General features: G+C 40.5%; 15 protein-coding genes and 1 pseudogene. 11 read left to right on the top strand and 5 right to left on the bottom strand.

The genetic code is table 11. The annotated features are described in order from the left end of the window. Positions 1 to 8: 8 nt before the first annotated feature. On the bottom strand, positions 9 to 242 hold the full coding sequence (locus B4Z47_RS17475; RefSeq protein WP_046676375.1) for a hypothetical protein: 234 nt from the start codon (positions 240 to 242) through the stop codon (positions 9 to 11). 270 nt (positions 243 to 512) lie between these two features. Between B4Z47_RS17475 and fbp the strand changes: the two genes are divergently transcribed. Together fbp and B4Z47_RS17465 are read left to right on the top strand one after the other, a co-directional pair. Continuing rightward, positions 513 to 1523: a class 1 fructose-bisphosphatase gene (gene fbp / locus B4Z47_RS17470; protein WP_070561917.1), complete on the top strand. Its 1011-nt coding sequence runs from the start codon at positions 513 to 515 to the stop codon at positions 1521 to 1523. Between the two features lie 114 nt (positions 1524 to 1637). Next, a complete protein-coding gene (locus tag B4Z47_RS17465) occupies positions 1638 to 3086 on the top strand; it encodes a L,D-transpeptidase family protein (protein ID WP_083295796.1) in 1449 nt (482 codons plus the stop codon). A gap of 42 nt (positions 3087 to 3128) precedes the next feature. Here the strand turns inward: B4Z47_RS17465 and B4Z47_RS17460 are convergent, their stop codons facing one another. Further along, the gene (locus B4Z47_RS17460) at positions 3129 to 4661 is read right to left on the bottom strand and encodes a DUF3943 domain-containing protein (protein ID WP_053003933.1); all 1533 of its coding nucleotides are present in this window, start codon (positions 4659 to 4661) and stop codon (positions 3129 to 3131) included. A 100-nt stretch (positions 4662 to 4761) separates the two neighbouring features. Between B4Z47_RS17460 and B4Z47_RS17455 the strand changes: the two genes are divergently transcribed. Further along, positions 4762 to 6294 (top strand): SulP family inorganic anion transporter, encoded by a 1533-nt coding sequence (locus B4Z47_RS17455; protein ID WP_115048082.1) that lies wholly within the window; start codon positions 4762 to 4764, stop codon positions 6292 to 6294. Here B4Z47_RS17455 and B4Z47_RS17450 read toward each other — a convergent pair. Further along, positions 6278 to 6886, bottom strand: coding sequence for a methyltransferase domain-containing protein (locus B4Z47_RS17450; protein WP_070561921.1), 609 nt, complete (start codon positions 6884 to 6886; stop codon positions 6278 to 6280). The two genes, B4Z47_RS17455 and B4Z47_RS17450, sit on opposite strands and share 17 nt — an antisense overlap. A 228-nt stretch (positions 6887 to 7114) precedes the next feature. Between B4Z47_RS17450 and B4Z47_RS17445 the strand changes: the two genes are divergently transcribed. From B4Z47_RS17445 to B4Z47_RS17425, 6 genes are all read left to right on the top strand, one after another. After that, positions 7115 to 7573, top strand: coding sequence for a hypothetical protein (locus B4Z47_RS17445; protein WP_070561923.1), 459 nt, complete (start codon positions 7115 to 7117; stop codon positions 7571 to 7573). Positions 7574 to 7825: 252 nt separating this feature from the next. Then, positions 7826 to 9097, top strand: coding sequence for a glucose-1-phosphate adenylyltransferase (locus B4Z47_RS17440; RefSeq protein ID WP_070561925.1), 1272 nt, complete (start codon positions 7826 to 7828; stop codon positions 9095 to 9097). 61 nt (positions 9098 to 9158) lie between these two features. Further along, positions 9159 to 9242 (top strand): hydroxyisourate hydrolase, encoded by an 84-nt coding sequence (locus B4Z47_RS24760; RefSeq protein ID WP_083295797.1) that lies wholly within the window; start codon positions 9159 to 9161, stop codon positions 9240 to 9242. A gap of 116 nt (positions 9243 to 9358) precedes the next feature. Continuing rightward, a complete protein-coding gene (locus tag B4Z47_RS17435; protein WP_070561926.1) occupies positions 9359 to 10135 on the top strand; it encodes a phosphatase PAP2 family protein in 777 nt (258 codons plus the stop codon). A gap of 376 nt (positions 10136 to 10511) precedes the next feature. Further along, the gene (locus tag B4Z47_RS17430; RefSeq protein ID WP_115048084.1) at positions 10512 to 13757 is read left to right on the top strand and encodes a SusC/RagA family TonB-linked outer membrane protein; all 3246 of its coding nucleotides are present in this window, start codon (positions 10512 to 10514) and stop codon (positions 13755 to 13757) included. 11 nt (positions 13758 to 13768) lie between these two features. After that, positions 13769 to 15538 (top strand): RagB/SusD family nutrient uptake outer membrane protein, encoded by a 1770-nt coding sequence (locus B4Z47_RS17425; protein ID WP_115048086.1) that lies wholly within the window; start codon positions 13769 to 13771, stop codon positions 15536 to 15538. A gap of 109 nt (positions 15539 to 15647) precedes the next feature. Here the strand turns inward: B4Z47_RS17425 and B4Z47_RS24615 are convergent. Continuing rightward, positions 15648 to 15998: pseudogene (locus B4Z47_RS24615) on the bottom strand (metallophosphoesterase); the annotation flags it as partial. Between the two features lie 48 nt (positions 15999 to 16046). Then, positions 16047 to 16577: a metallophosphoesterase gene (locus B4Z47_RS24610; protein WP_115048088.1), complete on the bottom strand. Its 531-nt coding sequence runs from the start codon at positions 16575 to 16577 to the stop codon at positions 16047 to 16049. A 539-nt stretch (positions 16578 to 17116) separates the two neighbouring features. Here B4Z47_RS24610 and B4Z47_RS17415 point away from each other — a divergent pair. Both B4Z47_RS17415 and B4Z47_RS17410 read left to right on the top strand, forming a co-directional pair. Continuing rightward, positions 17117 to 18814, top strand: coding sequence for an ISL3 family transposase (locus tag B4Z47_RS17415; RefSeq protein ID WP_115048090.1), 1698 nt, complete (start codon positions 17117 to 17119; stop codon positions 18812 to 18814). 545 nt (positions 18815 to 19359) lie between these two features. Next, positions 19360 to 19950, top strand: coding sequence for a YdeI/OmpD-associated family protein (locus B4Z47_RS17410; protein WP_046675883.1), 591 nt, complete (start codon positions 19360 to 19362; stop codon positions 19948 to 19950). Positions 19951 to 19969 lie beyond the last annotated feature (19 nt).

The following is a 19969-nucleotide window of genomic DNA, read 5'->3' as shown; positions in this document are numbered from 1 at the left end:
CTCGTTGATTAAGCTAATAGCATCACTTGGGGATGTTTGATCAATGTATTGATGCTGACCTGCTCTTTCAGCAATGCTTCGTGAAAAGGTGCCGGGATCATCAGTTTAAATGTTTTTTTTGTGGTTTTGACCATGAATAGGGCGCCGTGAACGACCTGTTTATCATCTATGATCAACGTGTGCTGTTTTACCAATTGGCTTCCCAATTTTTCCTTTTCGATGAGCTGTATAAGTTGTTGCATTGTATCAGAATATTTAGCCAAAATTACCAAATACTTAGCATTTATTGTTTTTTTTTCTAATCGTCGCTCTTTGAAATTTATCCACTGCTTTCCACCTTTTATTATCTTTTTAATAGCTAATAATCGTTTTAGCAAAGAAGAGTTTTCAAAACTTAGCGCAATCGATTGCGTATTTGGTCTGCTAAAATGCTAAATATGAGCAGCATGTGTTTGCTAAAGTTTGTTTAACTTTTTTAGCTTTGTGCAACAAATATCCAATAAAACAATATTATGAGTGGTATAACTACACTAGGTCAATTTATCATTGAAAAACAGGCCGATTTTCCATATGCCAAAGGGGAACTTTCTAGACTCTTGCGCGATATTGGAATTGCGGCAAAAATTGTAAATAGAGAGGTAAATAAAGCGGGATTGGTTGATATTTTAGGCGATGTAGGACAGGTTAATGTGCAGGGCGAGGGACAAAAGAAACTGGATGTTTACGCTGATGAACAGTTTATCAAAGCACTTCAAAGTGGGGGCGAATGCTGTGTAGTTGCCTCAGAGGAGCATGAAAATCCAGTTTACATCCAGTCAGGGGTTTCCAAAAATGCCAAATATATTGTGTGTATTGACCCCCTGGATGGCTCAAGCAATATTGATGTCAACGTATCTGTGGGGACTATTTTTTCCATTTATCGACGAATTTCTGATACGGGTGTTTCTTGTAATAGCAATGATATTTTACAACATGGAACGAAACAGGTCGCTGCAGGTTATGTGATCTATGGTAGTTCAACCATGTTGGTGTATACAACCGGAAAGGGCGTAAACGGATTCACATTGGATCCATCGATCGGCGAGTTTTGTTTATCCCATCCCGACATGAAAATTCCGGCTTCGGGCCAAATTTATTCAATTAACGAGGGAAATTATTCCAAATTTCCAAACGGCGTCAAGCAATATATCAAATATTGCCAAATGGAAGACAGTGCAACGAAACGCCCCTATGCGTCACGGTATATCGGCTCAATGGTCGCCGATATTCACCGTAATCTCCTCAAAGGGGGCATCTTTCTTTATCCAACGACTTCTGCACACCCTAATGGGAAACTGAGATTGATGTATGAGTGCAATCCAATCGCTTTTATTATCGAGCAGGCCGGAGGTAAAGCTTCGAATGGATCTCAGCGTATACTAGCTATTGAGCCAAAAACTTTGCACCAACGATCAGCAGCTTTTTTGGGCAATACCGATATGGTGGAATTGCTGGAAGATTTTCTGAAAAAATACAGTGATTGATTCTGTAGTGATTCAATGACAGGTAAGATTCTTTAGACCATAAGAATTATTTATCTTTGTCCCCAGAAAATGGCTTCATTATTGCGAAGCCATTTCTTTTTCACGATTTGTAATATGTTACGATTTTTAGTTTTTATTTCATTTATTTCAGTAGTATTTTTTTCTTGTAAAGATAACCCTCCAACTTATGGCGATGTGCTGGCGAAGGAGTTTGAAAATAAGTCCTATAAGGATTTTGACACAGCTGCTTACGTAAAAGTCTTCCGTGACGTGTATGCTAAGGAAAAATCCCAATTGGTTAATCCGAGCTGGATGAAGGAATTATCGGATTCTACTGAAGGGATGACTTTAATTGCCGAACATCTCTTTGATGGTAGTATCGATACTATGATTACTTACTTCGAGCGAAGCGAAGAGCATGGTATTCGGACCAGTTATTTCCATACGGCTGCGATTAAGGAAACGTTGTTTTCGCTTCGAAAACTGAAGGGCAAAGATGTTGCCGAAGTTTATCCTTTATTGGCGAAGCTTGACTTATTGAGCACTGATGGACTCGTGGCTTATATCAGCAGTATCAAATATGGTGTGGTTAATCCCAAACGCCTTTATGGAAGGTATTTCGTTCCTCAAAAACGTATGAGCTATGGCAAAGTTGTCAACTTGTTGGACAGCGTGAAAATCGGAAACGTCTTGGCCGATATACAGCCTAAAAATCAATATTATACTAGATTTCAAGATTTGTTGGAAAATGGGAATCTAAACAGTGCACAACGAAGCCAGGTGTTAATGGTATTGGAAAAATTGCGCTGGATGGGGGATGCTTTTCCGGAGAAATATGTATTTGTGAACATACCTGAACAGCGTTTACATATCATGGAAGATGGGAAGACAAGCCAACTGATGAATGTGTGTGTGGGTGAAACAGACAATCCGGCATATACGCGGAAAGGTGAGAACCATGAGACGCCTGTGATGCAGGGGATGTTGGATGCCATGCAAGTTAATCCGGTATGGAATATTCCAAGCAGTATTGTTAAGAAAGAATTATTGGCAAGTGTTCGGAATAATCCAAACTATTTGGCGTCGCGCAATATGGTGGCTTATTACAAAGGTAAACAAGTGGATCCCACAACTGTCAATTGGAATTCGGATTCTGTGGAGAATTTTCGTTTCAAACAGAATCCCGGTTCAGATAATTCATTGGGGAATGTAAAGTTCCTGTTTGAGAATCCCTATTCTATTTATCTACATGATACGCCGGCAAAACAAATGTTTGGGCAAAGCAACCGGGCGGTCAGCCATGGTTGTGTGCGTGTAGAAAAACCTGTGGATTTGGCTTCTTATCTTGTCAATAATGAAAAACAGGCCGAAAAAATTGCGAAAGAAATTACGACAGATTCCATTTCAAAGTCTCGCTGGGTAACACTAAAACGGCAGATGCCAGTTTATATCACGTATTATACAACTTGGTTGGATGACGAAGGTAAAATTGTTACTTATCCGGATATATACGGGTATGACCCGCGTTTAAAGGAAGCGTTAAAGAAGTATTGGACAAATTGATGAGAAAGGCTTAACCAAATGCGTTAAGCCTTTTTTTTATAGCTAATATTCAGAGTTGTAGGCTAGGGCTATCCGGACAAAAGGATAGTCTTTGTTTACGTTGTTATGGTCTTGATAACGACCTTCCAATCTAAAGTAACCAGAGTAAAGGTTGACGCCAAAGTTCTTCCAGATACGCATTGAAGCACTCGTGGATGCCGTATGAAGAAAATGGTGGGATTTGTTACCACTGATTGTGACAAAATATCCACCACGATAATCTACACCAAATTTAAAGCGGTTCAATGTGCTCAATGTAGCCGAAGCCCTAACATCAGCTCCGGGTCCGTAATCGTATGTGCGGCTTTCACCAAAATGGAGGTAGGGATCGGGTACAGCGGCCAATACCACCGGACCACCACCAAGAATGGTTGTCAGCTTGGTACGGCTACCAATATTGAAGTTTGAAAAGACATTGTAATTGATGCTCTGGGATCCGTAATAAAAAGCTTCATTGCGCAGAAAGTCGAAATGTGCAGACACGATACCACGGTGGCGTCCTGTTAAATTGGAGAGAATACGGTTTCCATATAGCGAAGCATAGACATTGACCGCATTGACAATGGAACTATCATCTGATCCGAGTTCCAAATTGAGGAAGAAGTCATCAAAGGGTTTCTTTTTGTCTATATCATTGTTGGTGTAAATCAGTTTGATACGTGCATATACGTCATTCTTTCCTTTATTTAAGATGTCATGTTCTTTGGCATCAAACCGTCTTAGCCCCAATTCAACTTCGGTGTGCACTAAAGAACTGTCGATAACAGCTCCCTTGACCTTATCTCCCCAGCGCCCGTCGAGCAATCGGTTGAGTCCGTTTATCGGATTGATCAGCATGGCCAGTAGTTCTTTTTTATTACGTTGTCCTTTAGTTAGGCTTGGTCGTGAAAGAATATGATGCGATAGTCTATGGGTCATTTCACCTAAAATAGTACCCCCAAAGCTTGTGTTGATGATATCATTGATGGATGGGGGTTCGGTTTCACCTGCAGTTTCCCAGATATAGCTACCAGCTACGGTTGCAGCTGTTGATTGTAGAAAACTATAGTTGTTGGATCGGAAGGAATTGAAATAAAACTGACCGTGATAAGGGTGCGCCATTTGATTCGTTGCAAAAAGATTGTCGTCCCAGGTCCAGGCAGACAGTTTTAAATGGCTAAAGAAGTTTTTAAAGGAAATATGGGAAACAGGATCTTTTCGAATGAAGTAATTAACCGAGGCAGGAATAGCCTGGATGGAGAACCACTCAATTCCCGCCCTTAAGAAGTTCTTTTTTTGGTAATCAAATAGACTGTCTGTTTGTTTTACATTGATACGATGATTGTTCCATGGTTTTGGCTGCTCGCGGTGGAACAAGTGATTTTTTTCGACTGATGTCGCTCGAAATAGGCTGTCTGAATTCATTAAAGAGTCTCTTGCTGGAAGGAGTGCTGCCTTACTTGGCCCTATATTCCCGAGCTGGACAAGCACCCAAAAGATAAATATAAAGAGACTATAGTGACGTTGGTTAATGCGTTGTTTGATCGAAATGAACATACTGTTTTGCGATAAAATTTGTAAAGAATAACAAATATAGGATAAAAGTGTTTGTGCGATTAGTACCTTTGCAGCAATTATCCTGTTCAAGTAATTAGAAATGAACAATACCTTTGAAATATTCAATATAAAATCGATCAATCTTAAGAATGAGTTGTTTGCAGGATTAACGGTCGCGATGACGATGATTCCGGAATCACTTTCGTTTGCTATTTTGGCTGGATTACCGCCTTTAACGGGACTCTACGCAGCATTTTTAATGGGTTTGATTACTTCCGTTTTGGGAGGCAGGCCAGGGATGGTCTCTGGAGGTGCTGGTGCAACAGTGGTTGTTTTAATGGCCCTGGCGGCAAGTCACGGTATTGATTATCTTTTTGCTGCTGTCGTCTTGGCGGGGCTTCTACAATTTTTGGTCGGACTTTTTAAATGGGGGAAATTTGTACGCTTAATTCCGCAGCCTGTGATGTACGGTTTTTTAAACGGACTGGCCATCATTATTTTTATGGCGCAAGTGGTCCAATTTAAAGAGAACACAGGATCGGGGGTGGAGTGGATGTCGGGAAGTACCTTATACATCATGGGCGGACTGACTCTACTGACGATGTTGATCGTGATTGGATTTCCTCGAATCACAAAGGCAGTCCCGGCCTCTTTAGTCGCTATTCTCGTTGTGTTTGGCTTGGTTTCTCTTTTAGGAATTGATACCAAAAAAGTAGTAGATATAGCCTCTGTCAGTGGGACATTACCCCATTTACATTTACCCAATGTACCCCTGAGCTGGGAAACATTGCAACTGATTTTTCCGTATTCGTTGGTGATGGCCGGAGTAGGGTTGGTGGAATCGCTTTTGACACTAAATATGGTGGACGAAATAACCGCGAGCAAAGGAAATGCAAACCGCGAATCCATGGCGCAGGGGGTAGCCAATGCAATCAATGGATTTTTTGGAGGAATGGGTGGATGTGCTATGGTTGCTCAAACACTGGTCAATTTAAATGCTGGTGCACGCACGAGGCTCTCTTCTTTTATTGGAGCCATGACCATCTTAGTGATTATTTTGGTAGGTGCTCCTTTCATTGAGCAGATACCAATGGCCGCGCTGGTCGGTGTGATGATGATGGTGGCAATAGGTACCTTCCAATGGGTGAGCTTGCGTATTGTCAATAAATTTCCGAAATCTGATATTTTTGTTGGTATTCTTGTCGCAGCGATTACAGTGGTTTTACATAATTTGGCACTTGCGGTGCTGATTGGTGTCGTGGTATCCGCACTTGTATTTGCCTGGGACAATGCGAAGCGTATTCGAGCAAGAAAATATTTGGATGCCGAGGGCATCAAGCATTATGAAATTTATGGACCCCTTTTCTTTGGTTCGACAGCTAACTTCTTGGATAAATTTGATGTTTTGGAAGATCCTGACCGTGTGATTTTAGATTTTAAGGAGAGTCGTGTGGTGGATATGTCCGCTGTGGATGCGCTTAACAAAATTACCGAACGCTATGCCGCACAAGGGAAAAAGATCGAATTGTGGCATCTCAGTGAGGATTGTCGCTCACTGCTAAAAGATGCAGCAGACATTGTGAAGGTCAATATCGTGGAAGATCCCACTTATCGGGTTATGCCGGACAAGTAGACAATTTTTTGCGCAGCTCAAAAAACAGTTCATTTCCCTTTCTTTGGGGAATACTATTGGTGGAATTTGTCAGGTGTAAAATGTCAAACTTAGATTTGAATAAGTGTTGATATTCCGTTTGATCTCCACCGAAAGGTGGTCCCTGTTGTGCAAATTCCCGTTTGAACAATAAGCCCATCAGTATACCCTGAGGCTTGAGCAAAGTATGCATTTGTTGTACATAGCTGGGGCGTAATGAAGGATCCAGTGCACAAAAAAAGGTTTGCTCAATTATATAGTCGTACTGGCCCTGGTGCTGGAAGAAATCTTGACATAGAATTTGGATGTTAGGGTTATTTTCGAATTCTCTTTTTACCTTTGCAACGAGTGTTGGGGCGATATCAAGTAAGGTAATTTGACTGAACCCCATGGCAAGGAGAGCCTTCGCCTCGTAAGCATTTCCACAACCTGGAATTAAAACCGCCGCATCTTTAGCAATAGACCCCGCTGCATAGTTGATGATTGCAGGGGATGCGTAGCCAATATCCCAGCCTGTCGATTTGGTCTTATAACGTTCATCCCAATAGTTCTCATCCAATAGTGAAGAATCCATAGCTGTTTTGTTCTATATACTTTAGCAATTTACATAAATATTAGGTCAATAGTGTGCTTCTCTCCAATGAAAATTGCGTTTAGCTACCCTCTCGGAAGTTGATCATCTAATTTCAATTTTGGGAGCTATCGAAAAGGAGCAAAGTCTTGTAATTCGCTTGCGTGCCATACGATATTAAAATTTATAGCGTTCAATTACTCTAGTAGGGCAAGTACCCTGTGTTTTTAGATGAATTATATTAAAGTAGTCTTATTTATTGTTTTATTTCTAATTGTTGGTCTTGCGTATGCTAACCAAGATTGGAATGGTTTGGAGAGCGCGCATCACTATATCGGTTATTTGCTGTTAACTGTCTATATATCAGGATTAACTATGTTTGTCTACAAACCTCTTAAAGGAGATAGAAAATTGAAACGACATTTTTTTATCCGCTTTTCTGTGGTTTGTATCGCCTTCCTGCTACTTCTTGTCCCATATTTGATTCTTAAGCAACAAAATGATGGTTTGGGGGCAGGATATTTACTCTATTTTATGACAGTCAGTCTTGCGGCACCCTTGTCTATTTATGCCTTTATTGAGATCCTATGGTTATTTACGCAAAAGAAATATCCGCAAATAGGTATTAATCTATTGCTTGTTGGTTATATCTACTGCCTTTTTTTATTCAGTGGTCTATTTGGATATTAAATCTACGGGAGACACGGACTTGTAATCATCGTCTTTTAATCGGTTAAAATTAAGAATGGTTCTGTTCGTTTTTCGAGAATGACTTTTATTGTAAAAAGAATCATTGATCAAAATTGGTGTTTGCTTCTTATCTGGAAAATTGCTAATTTAATAAGGATTCTTAAACCTGAATTTAAAGGATCTCGAGCGTAAACCTGATCAGGTCCCTGTTCTTGAAGATAATAGTTTTATAACCAATTAATGGATTGAGGTATGATACACAAAGTAGTTTCCCTTGTATTGGGAGGAGGTCGAGGATCGCGCCTTTTCCCATTGACGCAACAACGTTCGAAGCCAGCGGTTCCAATAGCTGGAAAATATCGTTTGGTCGATATTCCGATTTCGAACTGTTTGAATTCAGGCTATAATAAGATCTTCGTACTGACGCAGTTCAATTCAGCCTCTTTGAACACACACATCAAAAATTCTTACAATTTCAGCATTTTCAGTAAGGGCTTTGTCGACATCTTGGCTGCAGAGCAGACCAACGAGGGCGATCGTTGGTTTGAGGGTACCGCTGATGCGGTCAGGCGCACGCAGAAGCATCTCCTTAATGTCGATTACGACTACATTCTTGTATTGTCTGGCGATCAGTTGTACCAAATGGATTATTCAAAGCTGATTGATTTCCACGTTGAAAATGGAGGCGATGTTACCATCGCTACGATACCTGTCAATGGTAAAGATGCTACGGGATTTGGTATTTTAAAAGCGAATGAAGCGAATGAGATTACTGCTTTTGTCGAAAAGCCCGATAAGGATGAAGTATTAAATTGGACCTCGGAGGTCTCGGAGGTTTTGCATAAGCAGGGAAGGCATTATTTGGCATCCATGGGCATTTATGTTTTCTCGAAAAACATATTGCGCAACCTTTTGATCGCCAACCCGGGGATGGATTTTGGTAAAGAAATTATACCTGATGCTATCGAAGCACTTCGGGTATTGAGCTATCAATTTGATGGGTATTGGACCGATATCGGGACCATCAAATCATTTTTTGATGCCAATATTGGATTGACAGATGATATTCCGGATTTCAATTTGTTTAATGAAACCGTGTATACACGTGCGCGGATGCTCCCGCCTTCGAAAATTTCGGGTACAACGTTAAATAATACGGTAATTGCCGATGGATGTATTTTAAATGGCGATAAACTGGAGAGGTCTGTTATTGGGATACGTTCCCGTATTGGTGAAGGAACGGTTATTAAATCGACCTACATGATGGGAACTGATTACTATGAGCAGTTGGAAGAAGTATTGGAGTTGGGAAATACACAAAAGCCACCACCGGTAGGTGTAGGTAAACGTTGTTATATCGAAAACGCAATCTTGGATAAGAACTGCCGAATTGGAGATGACGTTCGTATCATTGGTGGACCGGGTTTGAATGATGGCGATTTTGATACGCATATGATCTGTGATGGGATTGTTGTTGTGAAAAAAGATGCGGTCATTGCCAATGGTGTGACGATAGGACTTTGATCATACATAAATTTTAAATCTAAAGCCCGCTGTTCACATCAATTCATGAAACAGCGGACTTTTGTTTACGCTTTTTGAGCAGACACATCTTCATGTGCCGATTACGCTTTCGCCCTACGGCTATTCAACCTATAAGGGAAGCTGACCCTCTGACGAAGGTGGATGCAAGATGCTTAGTTTCCGAGTTGACAATGCCCGTTGTCTTTTTTTACTGGATATTTTAATATTATCTTTGCGCACGATAAAATAAATACGGATAAAATGAGCACTTACAAAAGATACTTTATTTTTTATTGTATCCTGGTTTCACTTTTTGTAGTACCGGCTACCTCAATTGCCCAAATTCTGTCGGAACAACCGTCGGATTCGAGCCGCGGATCTCATTTTTTTAAGAAAGTTCCTTACAAGGAACTGGCTGTTCCTGTAGGACTGATCACCTATGGTGTCGTTGCCAAAGGAAATCCTTTTTTAAAGGGGATAGATGAAGACATTAGAGACGGCGTATCGAGAGGAACTAGCCGAAAAATTAAGTTGGACGATTTCACCCGCTTTGCTGGAACTGCCGGAGTATTTGTTTTGGACGCGGTAGGGGTGCCTGCCAAGCATAACCTTAAACAACGCCTGTTTACGACAGCTGTTTCTAATATTATTATGACTTCAACCGTGAAAATTATGAAATCCACCATTCCCGTATGGCGGCCTGATAGTTCAGCGAATAATTCCTTTCCTTCAGGGCATGCTGCTACTGCGTTCGTTGGTGCCGAACTGCTTTGGCAGGAATATAGACAGGAGTCAATTTGGTACGGTATTGCAGGATATGCTGTTGCAGCAGGTACCGGTTATCTGCGGATGTACAACGACAAGCATTGGTTCTCGGATATCGCTATGGGAGCTGGGGTCGGTATCTTAAGTACTAAAATCGCCTATTGGTTGCTCCCTTTGGTAGACAGTCGATTACAGAATTCGAAAAAGAGTTATGTTGTGCTTCCAACATATAACGGGAGACAATTTTGTTTAAACGCTAGTTTACAGTTTTAGGCTCATTTTTTTAAGCCCCATTCGGGGTCTCTACATTGATCGTTTTCGGCTTGCCTCAAAACAAAATTTCCTAGATAATATTCGTACAGGGGTATAAATCCACTTTAAACCCCTGTATTCACCACAGTTTTTAGGTGTTCTACCTGAAGATCGGCACTGCTGTGTCAGCCATTTCCGTTCCCTATTTCAGCATGTAACGTTTATGTGAACTTCGGATTAAAAAATCATGTTAATTTCGTAAATAAGAATTTGTTTTTTAAATTTAGTAGACAATCTAATCCACTTTTGCTGTTTTTTACAAAAAGAAAAGCAGGCTAAGTAAATAAACCAAAGTTGAGCCTAAGGGTTCTTTATTATTTTAAACCAATTTGTAATTATGATGAGAAATTTTTTTCTTCATGGAAAGGCGAGACCCATTAGCCTTTTGGGGCTCTGCCTGCTGTTTAGTCAGCCTGATTCTTACGCACTGAATCTGGATCCGATCAATGCTATTGTCGATCAAGATCAGGTTACAGGGATCGTCAAAGATGAGAAAGGTCAGGCATTAGCCGGCGCTACCATCACCGTCAAAGGAACATCCGTTCAAGCATCCTCCAATCAACAAGGTATTTTTGCTATTCGGGCCAAGCGTGGTGATGTTTTGGTCGTGAACTACCAAGGCTTTACAAAACAGGAGGTAGCCGTTTCCGCAGGCAACATCAGTGTTGTTATGGTTTCGAGTGATCAGGCGCTTGAAGAGGTCGTGATCATTGGCTATGGTAAGCAGCGGAAAGGGAATATCACCGGTTCCGTCGCTACCGTCAATGCAGAACAGCTAAAAAATATCCCCAGTTCAAATCTTTCCAATTCACTTGCCGGTAGAGCAGCGGGGGTCAATGTCACCAATACTTCGGGGATGGCTGGAGCATCGTCGAGCTTGCGTATCCGGGGGAGTTTTGCCGAGCCACTTTATGTAATTGATGGTGTGGTCCGCGATAAAGCTGCATTTGATGTGCTTGAAGCGAACGAGGTCGACCAAATGACCTTCTTAAAAGATGCAGCGACTGCCGCGGTGTACGGCACCCGGGCGGGTAATGGCGTTGTCGTTGTGACGACGAAAAAAGGAACAGCGCAAGCACCAGTTTTTAATGTACAAAGTAATTATACTTTTAATACGCCAACACAGGAACTTCTTGCGAATTTAACGACTGCACAAGATGAACTCACCTATCAAAACAGGGTCGCCGAATTTCGCGGTCTTTCCATCCCAAATGGACAAAAAGAGTTTGATTATTTCAAGGATAAAAATTACAATGCAAATGATGTGATCTGGCGCAATCCATTTACCCATCGGCAATCCATATCGGTCAATGGTGGTGGCGACAAAATTACTTATTATAGCTTGCTGAGCTACCGCAAAGAAAATGGATCCTATAAATCTTTGGAACATGAGAAGTTCAATTTGCGCAGCAATATCTCCGCGCAGATTACCGAAGATTTTAGCATGGATTTTAATATCTCAGCCAACCAGACTAATTCGAAGCGCTTTTTTTGGCCCTTTAGCACATCTTCCAATGATGATGATTTTGATGTATCCGATTTCTACCGTGTTACCTTCAACTGGCCAAAGATGTATCCGTTTTACCTGAATGCAGACGGAACACCGAGCAATACACCAACGGCTTATCCCGTACAGACACCTATGGGAAGTTGGCAGGCATGGAATGTGATCGACCAGGTCATCGGTGATCGTTATATCGACCGCAAAGTGCGGCAGGTTAATCCTATTATGACCCTAAACTTGAAGCTGGATAAATTGGTACAAGGTCTATCGACAAAACTTGTGGGGAGTTATCTTGCCAGTGACTATATGCGCAAGCGCTATATGAGCTTTCAAAAAAACTACACCTTTACTTCACTGAATCCAAATGACAACCGCTTTATACCGGCCCCGCCTTCGGAAGCGAATATCAATATCTTTACTTTTAGCCAGAGTCAGCCTTTCATGGATTACAGCCCACAACGATTGTGGGAATATCAGGTAAACTGGTTTTTAAACTATAACCGCAAGTTTGGTAAACATTCCGTCGATGGGACATTGGTTTATGAGCAGTCCAAAAAAGGAGGGACGTACGTTACTTCACGGGCAGAGAATCCGATTACAGCCCTGGATCAGGTGTTTATTTATCCTACAGATCGGAACTTTAGGTCGACAACTGCCAATGAAACAATTGATTCAAGACGCGGCGTGATTGGGCGTGCTAATTATAATTATGCAGATAAGTATATTGCGGAGTTTTCTTTCCGCTACGATGGATCACCTTTGTTTCCTAGCGATAAACGGTGGGGCTTTTTTCCTTCAGTCTCGGCAGCCTGGCGTGTATCGGACGAGAACTTCTTTACGGATATAAAGAATACGATATCAGACTTGAAGTTCAGAGCTTCTTACGGTACAACGGGTAATGATTTGGATGTAAATGCTAATCGAATCGGTCAGTTTGGCTATCTGGAAAAATATTACAGCTCTGGTGGCTATATGTTCGGAGATCGCTATTACAATGGTATTGCGTATGGTGCAACACCGACGCAGAACCTCACTTGGACGACTTCTAAAAGCGTCAATCTCGGTTTGGATTTTGGATTTATTAAGAATAAGCTGACCGGTAGCCTAGATCTGTTTTCACGCAAGGAAACTAACATCCTAGGACCAAGATCACTGAAAGTTCCGGATAACTATGGTCGCGCACTTGCTCCTGAAAACTATGCCGCAAGAAGTTACAAAGGCGGGGAGATTTCGTTGAACTGGAATGATAAGGTGGGCGAGGTGACCTATGGGCTCAATGGGAATCTGGGTTATGCAAAAGACCGCTGGGATATCATTGACGAGGAACCGGCGTATGCTGCCGGCCAACCGCAGAACTTTCGTTCCAGAATTGGGCGGCCAGAAAATAGAATTATCGGCTTAGAGGCACTGGGTTTAGTAAGGACACAGGCTGAAGCCGACGCGCTGAAAGCAAAAGGATTTAAGACCTACGGAAGGGATCCTTTTCCTGGGATGATCTTATATAAAGATATTCAGGGGGCGAACTATTCAGGTGGCCCGGATGGGAAAATTGATGATAACGATTTGCAGTTATTGTCGGACAATAATTCTCCGCGCATCAATTATGGGTTTGGATTCAATGCGAGCTGGAAGGGCTTTTATGTCTCGGCTTTATTTCAGGGAGTTCTTGCTTATGATCGCATGATCAGTAATCAAGAAGGCGGTGGAATGCGCCAGCACGGTGATACCTTCCGTCCATATTATCCAATTTGGGCTTCCGATGTCTGGACACCGGATAATACCGACGCCAAATATCCGCGACCAACGGGGTACTCTGGATGGGCCGAATCCGGTGCAGCCCCTTCGTCATTCTGGATAAGAAATGGAGCCTATTTGCGCTTACGTGACATTAATGTTTCTTATCGATTGCCGAAAAGCATGACAGAGAAATTGCGTGTAAAAGATGTCAATCTGTTTTTCAATGGAACCAATTTGTTTGTTTTTTCGCCGATGAAAGAATTCCATGACCCGGAACAAAAGCTGTATGATTCTTATCCAGTCATGAAAACCTTTACGTTTGGACTTGATGTTAAATTTTAAATGAAAAAAAGATGAAAAAAATATATTATCCTTTAATAGCGTTGGCTCTGTGTATGTCTTCCTGTAAAAATGTGCTGGACATTGATGATCTCAATTCGCTGGATGAAGCCAAGGTATGGGCCGATCCAAATCTAGTCAACGGCTATCTTGCCAATCTATATCCACTATTTGGCAACTGGAACGCTGGTGCGGATGGAAATTCGGAACAACTAATTGGCATCGCTTTCCCCTTGGATGCGGTCACCGTCAACAACGGTTCTTACAAATCCTGGGACTATACAACCATCCGAAAAATTAATACGGCGATACAGAAAGTTGGTGAAAGTACTGTGCTAAAAGCGGACTTCAAAAATGCGGTGATTGGGCAGTCTTTGTTTCTCCGTGCCTATATGTATTTTAATATGGTCAGGATTCATGGTGGGGTCCCTTATATTACGGTACCTCAAGATTTAAAAAATGATGATCTTAATGTACCCCGCAATTCTACAAAAGAGTGTTTTGATCTGATGATCAAAGATTTGGATCAGGCTATTTCCTTACTGCCAAAAACGATTGCCAAGGGTACGGCAGATTATGGAAAGGTTGACGGTGATTTTGCGGCAGCTTTTAAAGCGAAAGTATTGTTATATAAAGCTTCACCCCAGTTTAATCCCTCCAATCCTTATGGAAATGCTTATTGGCAGGAGGCCAACACTGCGAATAAATTGGCTTATGAGCAACTTAAAGCGGATGGCTATAGTTTGACTCCAGATTATTCCAATATTGCGCTGGTTGAAAAAGGACCAGAGGTTGTTTTTGCTGTGATTAATACTTATCCAAATAAAGTCGCTAATTGGGATAATGGCGTACGACCCGGCTCCGAAAGTAGGGGGCCAGCGGGTTCCGTTCCATCCTGGGAATTTGTAAAAGCTTTTCCAATGAAAGATGGAAAGCTTTATTCCGATCAAACGGGCAAATACTATAAGACAGAAGATCAATTTTTGCAATCCTATTGGGAAAACCGCGATCCGCGTTTTGATAAATCCATTGTGTGGAATGCCAAGATTTATGAAGTTTCAGGAAAGACTGGCAAACGACAATACACTTCCGTAGGTATTGCTCCGGCTTTAGATGACTTTGGTATAAACCCTAACGCAAAAACACCTTCTTCCAATTTGGATCGATATAGTGGATTTTTTATCTTAAAAAACTCTAAATTATCATTAAAACAGACCGAAGTGGAAACCCAGTATGATGTGGATTTTGTCTTGATGCGCTATGCCGAAGTCCTGTTGAATTATGCTGAAACAGCAAATGAAACCGGAGACTTTGCGACAGCCTTAGATTTGGTGACACAGATCAGAAAAAGAGCGGGTATAGAAGCTGGTGCGGATAATAAATATGGTATTGCAGCGACTACGAAAGAGCAAATGCGTGAAGCCATTTTAGCAGAGCGTAATATTGAGTTCTGCTTTGAAGGACATCGTTTTTGGGATTTACGACGGTTACGTAAGTTAAATATACTAAACAATACGACAAAGCATGGAGTTGAAGCTATTGCGATCAATGCTAATGGAACTGAAATGAAACTGGAAGATGCAAATGTATTGGCCAAAACATACACGTTGAAAGAGAATCAGTTTAAATATAGTTTCTTGCAGGTGCCAAGTACAGGAAACAAAGTGAACCTGGTACCAGATACCTATTATTTCTTTCCAATAGCACAATCAGTCATTGATAAAAATCCGAATATCAAGCAGAATAAAGATTGGGGCGGAACATTTAATCCAACCTTAGAATAGTGTATTCACTAAACCCATTCAATAAAAAACACCCTCAACGGCTTTCGCTGTTGGGGGTGTTTTATTTAAATTTCATTTATGGCGAGTTTTTTAATCGCCCGATTGAGCCTTATTTGGATGATAATTTAAAAACTCTTGAACTGAGTCTACCCTGGCCTTTGATTTTGATTTCTTCCGGATAAAGCTCCAAAAGACCATAGGCATTGCTTGTAGGTGTTTCTATCATACCTTCCATGGTTACAAAAGGAATATTGTTTACCATCACATAATTGCCTTTATGATTATGACCGGAAAGTACCAGTTTAACTTCTGGGAATTTGTATAGTATATCAAGAACCTCCCGGTTATTGAGTATTTCATAGCCGTTTTCAGGCAATAAAGGATGATGTGTCAATACAATCACATGCTCTTTGTTTTTCCGCGCTTGGGCAAGTTCGTTTTGTAACCATTCGAGTTGTTTTCGATCAACCCCGCCATTCCAGGGTTGCGTATTTTTCCTTCCGCCTGCCTATAGGCTATCCATCAAGGTTTTCCATTCACGTTGGTCTGCTGAATTGAGCGTTGTGGCATATTCACTGAGCGCATTCGTATTTAAGAAAACAAATCGCCATTTTCCTTTTGTTAATGCGTAGTATTTAGCTGGCATCCCAAAAGTAGTGTGCAAAAGATCTGGTTTGGATACGTTGACATAGTCGTGGTTTCCAAGTAGACAATAAGTCGTTTTTTTTAAGGGGGAGAGATGTTCTAACAGTACTGGAAGATCTTTTGGACCTTCGTCGACAAGATCGCCAAGAATCAATGAAAAATCGACCTTATTGCGATTGAAGAAGTCTACAGCCGTATCGACCTTCATTAATGAATTGTGGTAGAAACGGCTACCGTGGTCTGTTTTGTCTGCGTATTGCATATCCGCCATGATACCGATACGGAGGACCGGTGTGTTGGATTGTGCCATGCTGAATAAGCCGGGTAAAGAGCAGATGACGAATATGGAAAGAAACTTCCATTCCTGTTTGATTTTTAAGCCAATCTGTTTCATTTTTTTAGCGTTTTAAAATATGTTGCTATAAGAATATATTAGTCCGTATTCCGGTAATGTTGCTTTGCTGTCTGTTTAGTCTATTTTTTGAACCACTGTTCTGGGTAATTGATTATAATGTTATCACGAGTATACTGAGAATAAATTAGAGATTCAAGTAAATTGAATACACAAACGTTTGTGTAAATTGATGGATCACTAACGAATTATAAATGATTGCCAACACATATAAACTATCGATTTTTTAGCTATTGTAAAACTGTAAATTGGCGATTGTGGTGTTTAACGAATAAAAGGTTTAGGTATATAGATCATATGAAATTGATTCGTGCAATAACAATTATTCTGCTTACTTGTTATGGTATTTTGATGCCAATTTATCTCGGAATTATACGGTTCTTCGCCAATTTTGATGCATCTAATACCCCTTCCTATAAGAGTCAATTAATTGTTTGATTATCAGCAACATAACGACTTAAAAACTTGTTTAAGTAATGCTTTTTTCGTAACTTAAAGTATTGATAATCAGATATTTTTCAGTGAATTCAAGCGATACTTTTAACTTAAAAACTACAGGTCTATTTTATGGTGACAGAGAAACTAAGATATACAGTTCAGATGTACATGGTACAACAATACGTCTATTTGCAAAAAGAACAGGAGCTCGTTCTAAGTGTCCACGATGTATGAAATACAGTGCCATTGTGCGCTCTTCCTATGTAAGAAAACTCGTAGATCTACCCTTGGCGGCGAGTTCAGTTATTATAATGCTTGAGGTACGCCGCTTTGCCTGCAAAAATCTTGACTGTGAAAAGCAGATATTTTCAGAAAGGTGCAATAATTTAACTGAACCTTATTCTAGACGTACAAATAGAGCTTCCGAATATTTAAAGAAGTTTTTCATTGAGATTTCGGCTAATAAAGGCGCTTACTTTTCTAGAATATTGAATATCCCTGTCAGCAACAATACTTGTCTTAGGATGGTCAAATCCATGCCTATGACCACAAATAAACAATTGTATTGCATCGGTATTGATGATTGGGCAAAGAGAAAGGGAATGAACTATGGAACAATAATCGTTGACGCATATACGGGACGCCCCATAGATATTCTGGACAGTAGGGATTCCAGTGATGTTGTCAAATGGCTATCCCGTCATAAAGAAATAGAGTATGTAACTCGGGATCGAGCCACAGCCTATGCCAGTGCCATCGCCAAAGCTATTCCGGACGCAAAGCAGATTGCCGACAGGTTCCATTTAGTAAAAAATTTAAGTGATGCTATTCAAGACGAAATTCGGCAAGAATACAGCTATTTAAAGACGGTTTCTAAAGCTATTCATGCCAAGACAGAATCAAAAAACCCTCCTGATATTGAAACGAATTTGGATTCCGAGAACTATACTAAAGAAAATATTAAGCAGAATATCCCGTCTGGTATGTTGGAGAAAGAAGAAAAACTTGTTCAGATGATTAAAATGAAGGAAAATGGATGCAGCATTTCTGAAATAGCTCGAAAAACACAAACTAACTGGCGCACCGTTGAAAAATATTTAGAACACGGAATACCTTCACCAGAGAGGAGTACATCTGTAAATTATAATAGATATATAAACGAAATCAAACACATGTGCAGTTTGAAAATCAATCCTACCGCCATGTTTAGATCCTTAAAAGATATAGGGCTAAAATGTTGTGAACGATCGTTCACTAGATGGTTTAGCTTAAATTTTCCAGATTATAAACATAAAGGGAATCGAACATATACTAAACCCTTAAAAATCAATAATCCTGATATCGTGACTAATTTCATTCCTTTACCTTTACCCAAAATGCTATCAATTTATGTGACAAATTCGGAATTTGGAGTTGCGAAAGATACGGGAGAATGCTCACAGGAAAGGCAAACCGTTGATAAACTAGTTCGTGAAGTTTCACTTCTATCCAGCTTACGCAAGCTTTACATAGAGTTTAGCGCTCTTCTAAAAGGAGGATGCCCTGATCAATTGGACACTTGGATTAAAGATGGCCGATTAATTGGCCGCAAAAGAATAGATACTTTTTGTAATGGATTAGAAAAGGATATTCAGGCAGTAAAAAATGCGATAACTTATGATTGGACCAACGGACTGGTGGAAGGAAATGTGAACCGGTTAAAGAATAAAAAACGTGAAATGTATGGTAAGGGGAGTTTTGAATTGCTCAGAAGAAAGGTCTGCCTTTCACAAACTGGATAAGTGCATCAAAATTGGCGAAGAACCAATTATACTTCCCGAATATTGGGCTTGTCGGAAATGTATTTATGAGGGGGCTATGGGTACGGATGCATGGGGAAACTCCGTACAGTGCTTTGGCGACAGTAAAGCGTTTGGTGAAGTGATTTTCCAGTTTTCGTCTTTTCTGGTTTCGGGGTTAACTGCTGCATTGATCATAATTTCTTTAAGGGCTTGTTATCTGAAACGAAATGCAAAAAAATAAATGTTTTTTTTTTACCCTATTTGACGCTATCGATTTGGCGCCTACGAAAAGTGATCATCTGGCAAGTGAGGAAAAGTCGGTGTGTTTTTCGCAGTCTGCATACAGATTGTTCTACTCGTCATACTTATCCTAGTTCCAAAAAGGTACATTCTTAGAATTTAAGAAGGGAAATATTGGTGAACAATTTGGATTAACAAATGTGCTGGGCTTATCCATATCCTTTTGTACAACAGTGATGATTAGCATTTGAAAAAGTCGTATTTTCACAATAGATAAATTCGATCCATTCCAATCGACAAAAACAATGATAAAACACCATGCAGAAGAAAGAGTCACTATTTACCTGAACACAAAGGAAGAGTGGCGGCTTTGGCTCGAAAACAATCATCAAATAGCACAATCAATTTGGGTGATCTGTAATACCAAAAAATCAAATCTACCAGTCGTCAGTTGGACAGAGCTGGTGGATGAAGCTTTGTGTTTTGGCTGGATTGATAGCACGAGGAGGCCGATTGATGCCTATTCATTTATGCAATTATTTAGTCGAAGAAAACCAAAGAGCACGTGGTCTAGAATTAACAAAGAAAAAGTTAAAAAACTAATCGATGCGAATCTGATGGCTCCAGCGGGGTACGCGGTTATAAAAATAGCACAAGAAAATGGCTCTTGGTCAATTTTGGACAGTGTGGAAGAATTAATTATTCCCGAGGATCTGGATGAAGCATTTCGACATTATGCTGGTTCAAAAGATTATTTTCTTGGGCTGAGTAAATCCGTCAAAAAAATGATGTTGCAATGGATTGTTCTTGCCAAAAGACCAGATACCCGCAAAAAACGCATTGATGAGATTGCCGCAAGAGCAGCAGAAAAAGATAGGCCTAAACAATTTCAGTAAAGGGATCATTTATCGAAAT

It is taken from the genome of Sphingobacterium sp. UBA2610, assembly GCF_002339225.1.
Taxonomy (GTDB): domain Bacteria; phylum Bacteroidota; class Bacteroidia; order Sphingobacteriales; family Sphingobacteriaceae; genus Sphingobacterium; species Sphingobacterium multivorum.
This window is presented reverse-complemented; position numbering and strand designations above follow the sequence as displayed.

What these genes read in the sequence shown, in the direction of transcription:
- B4Z47_RS17475 (WP_046676375.1), bottom strand. Translation starts at nt 242, where the DNA reads ATGCAACAACTTATACAGCTCATCGAAAAGGAAAAATTGGGAAGCCAA.
- fbp (WP_070561917.1), top strand. Translation starts at nt 513, where the DNA reads ATGAGTGGTATAACTACACTAGGTCAATTTATCATTGAAAAACAGGCC.
- B4Z47_RS17465 (WP_083295796.1), top strand. Translation starts at nt 1,638, where the DNA reads ATGTTACGATTTTTAGTTTTTATTTCATTTATTTCAGTAGTATTTTTT.
- B4Z47_RS17460 (WP_053003933.1), bottom strand. Translation starts at nt 4,661, where the DNA reads ATGTTCATTTCGATCAAACAACGCATTAACCAACGTCACTATAGTCTC.
- B4Z47_RS17455 (WP_115048082.1), top strand. Translation starts at nt 4,762, where the DNA reads ATGAACAATACCTTTGAAATATTCAATATAAAATCGATCAATCTTAAG.
- B4Z47_RS17450 (WP_070561921.1), bottom strand. Translation starts at nt 6,886, where the DNA reads ATGGATTCTTCACTATTGGATGAGAACTATTGGGATGAACGTTATAAG.
- B4Z47_RS17445 (WP_070561923.1), top strand. Translation starts at nt 7,115, where the DNA reads ATGAATTATATTAAAGTAGTCTTATTTATTGTTTTATTTCTAATTGTT.
- B4Z47_RS17440 (WP_070561925.1), top strand. Translation starts at nt 7,826, where the DNA reads ATGATACACAAAGTAGTTTCCCTTGTATTGGGAGGAGGTCGAGGATCG.
- B4Z47_RS17435 (WP_070561926.1), top strand. Translation starts at nt 9,359, where the DNA reads ATGAGCACTTACAAAAGATACTTTATTTTTTATTGTATCCTGGTTTCA.
- B4Z47_RS17430 (WP_115048084.1), top strand. Translation starts at nt 10,512, where the DNA reads ATGATGAGAAATTTTTTTCTTCATGGAAAGGCGAGACCCATTAGCCTT.
- B4Z47_RS17425 (WP_115048086.1), top strand. Translation starts at nt 13,769, where the DNA reads ATGAAAAAAATATATTATCCTTTAATAGCGTTGGCTCTGTGTATGTCT.
- B4Z47_RS24610 (WP_115048088.1), bottom strand. Translation starts at nt 16,577, where the DNA reads ATGAAACAGATTGGCTTAAAAATCAAACAGGAATGGAAGTTTCTTTCC.
- B4Z47_RS17410 (WP_046675883.1), top strand. Translation starts at nt 19,360, where the DNA reads ATGATAAAACACCATGCAGAAGAAAGAGTCACTATTTACCTGAACACA.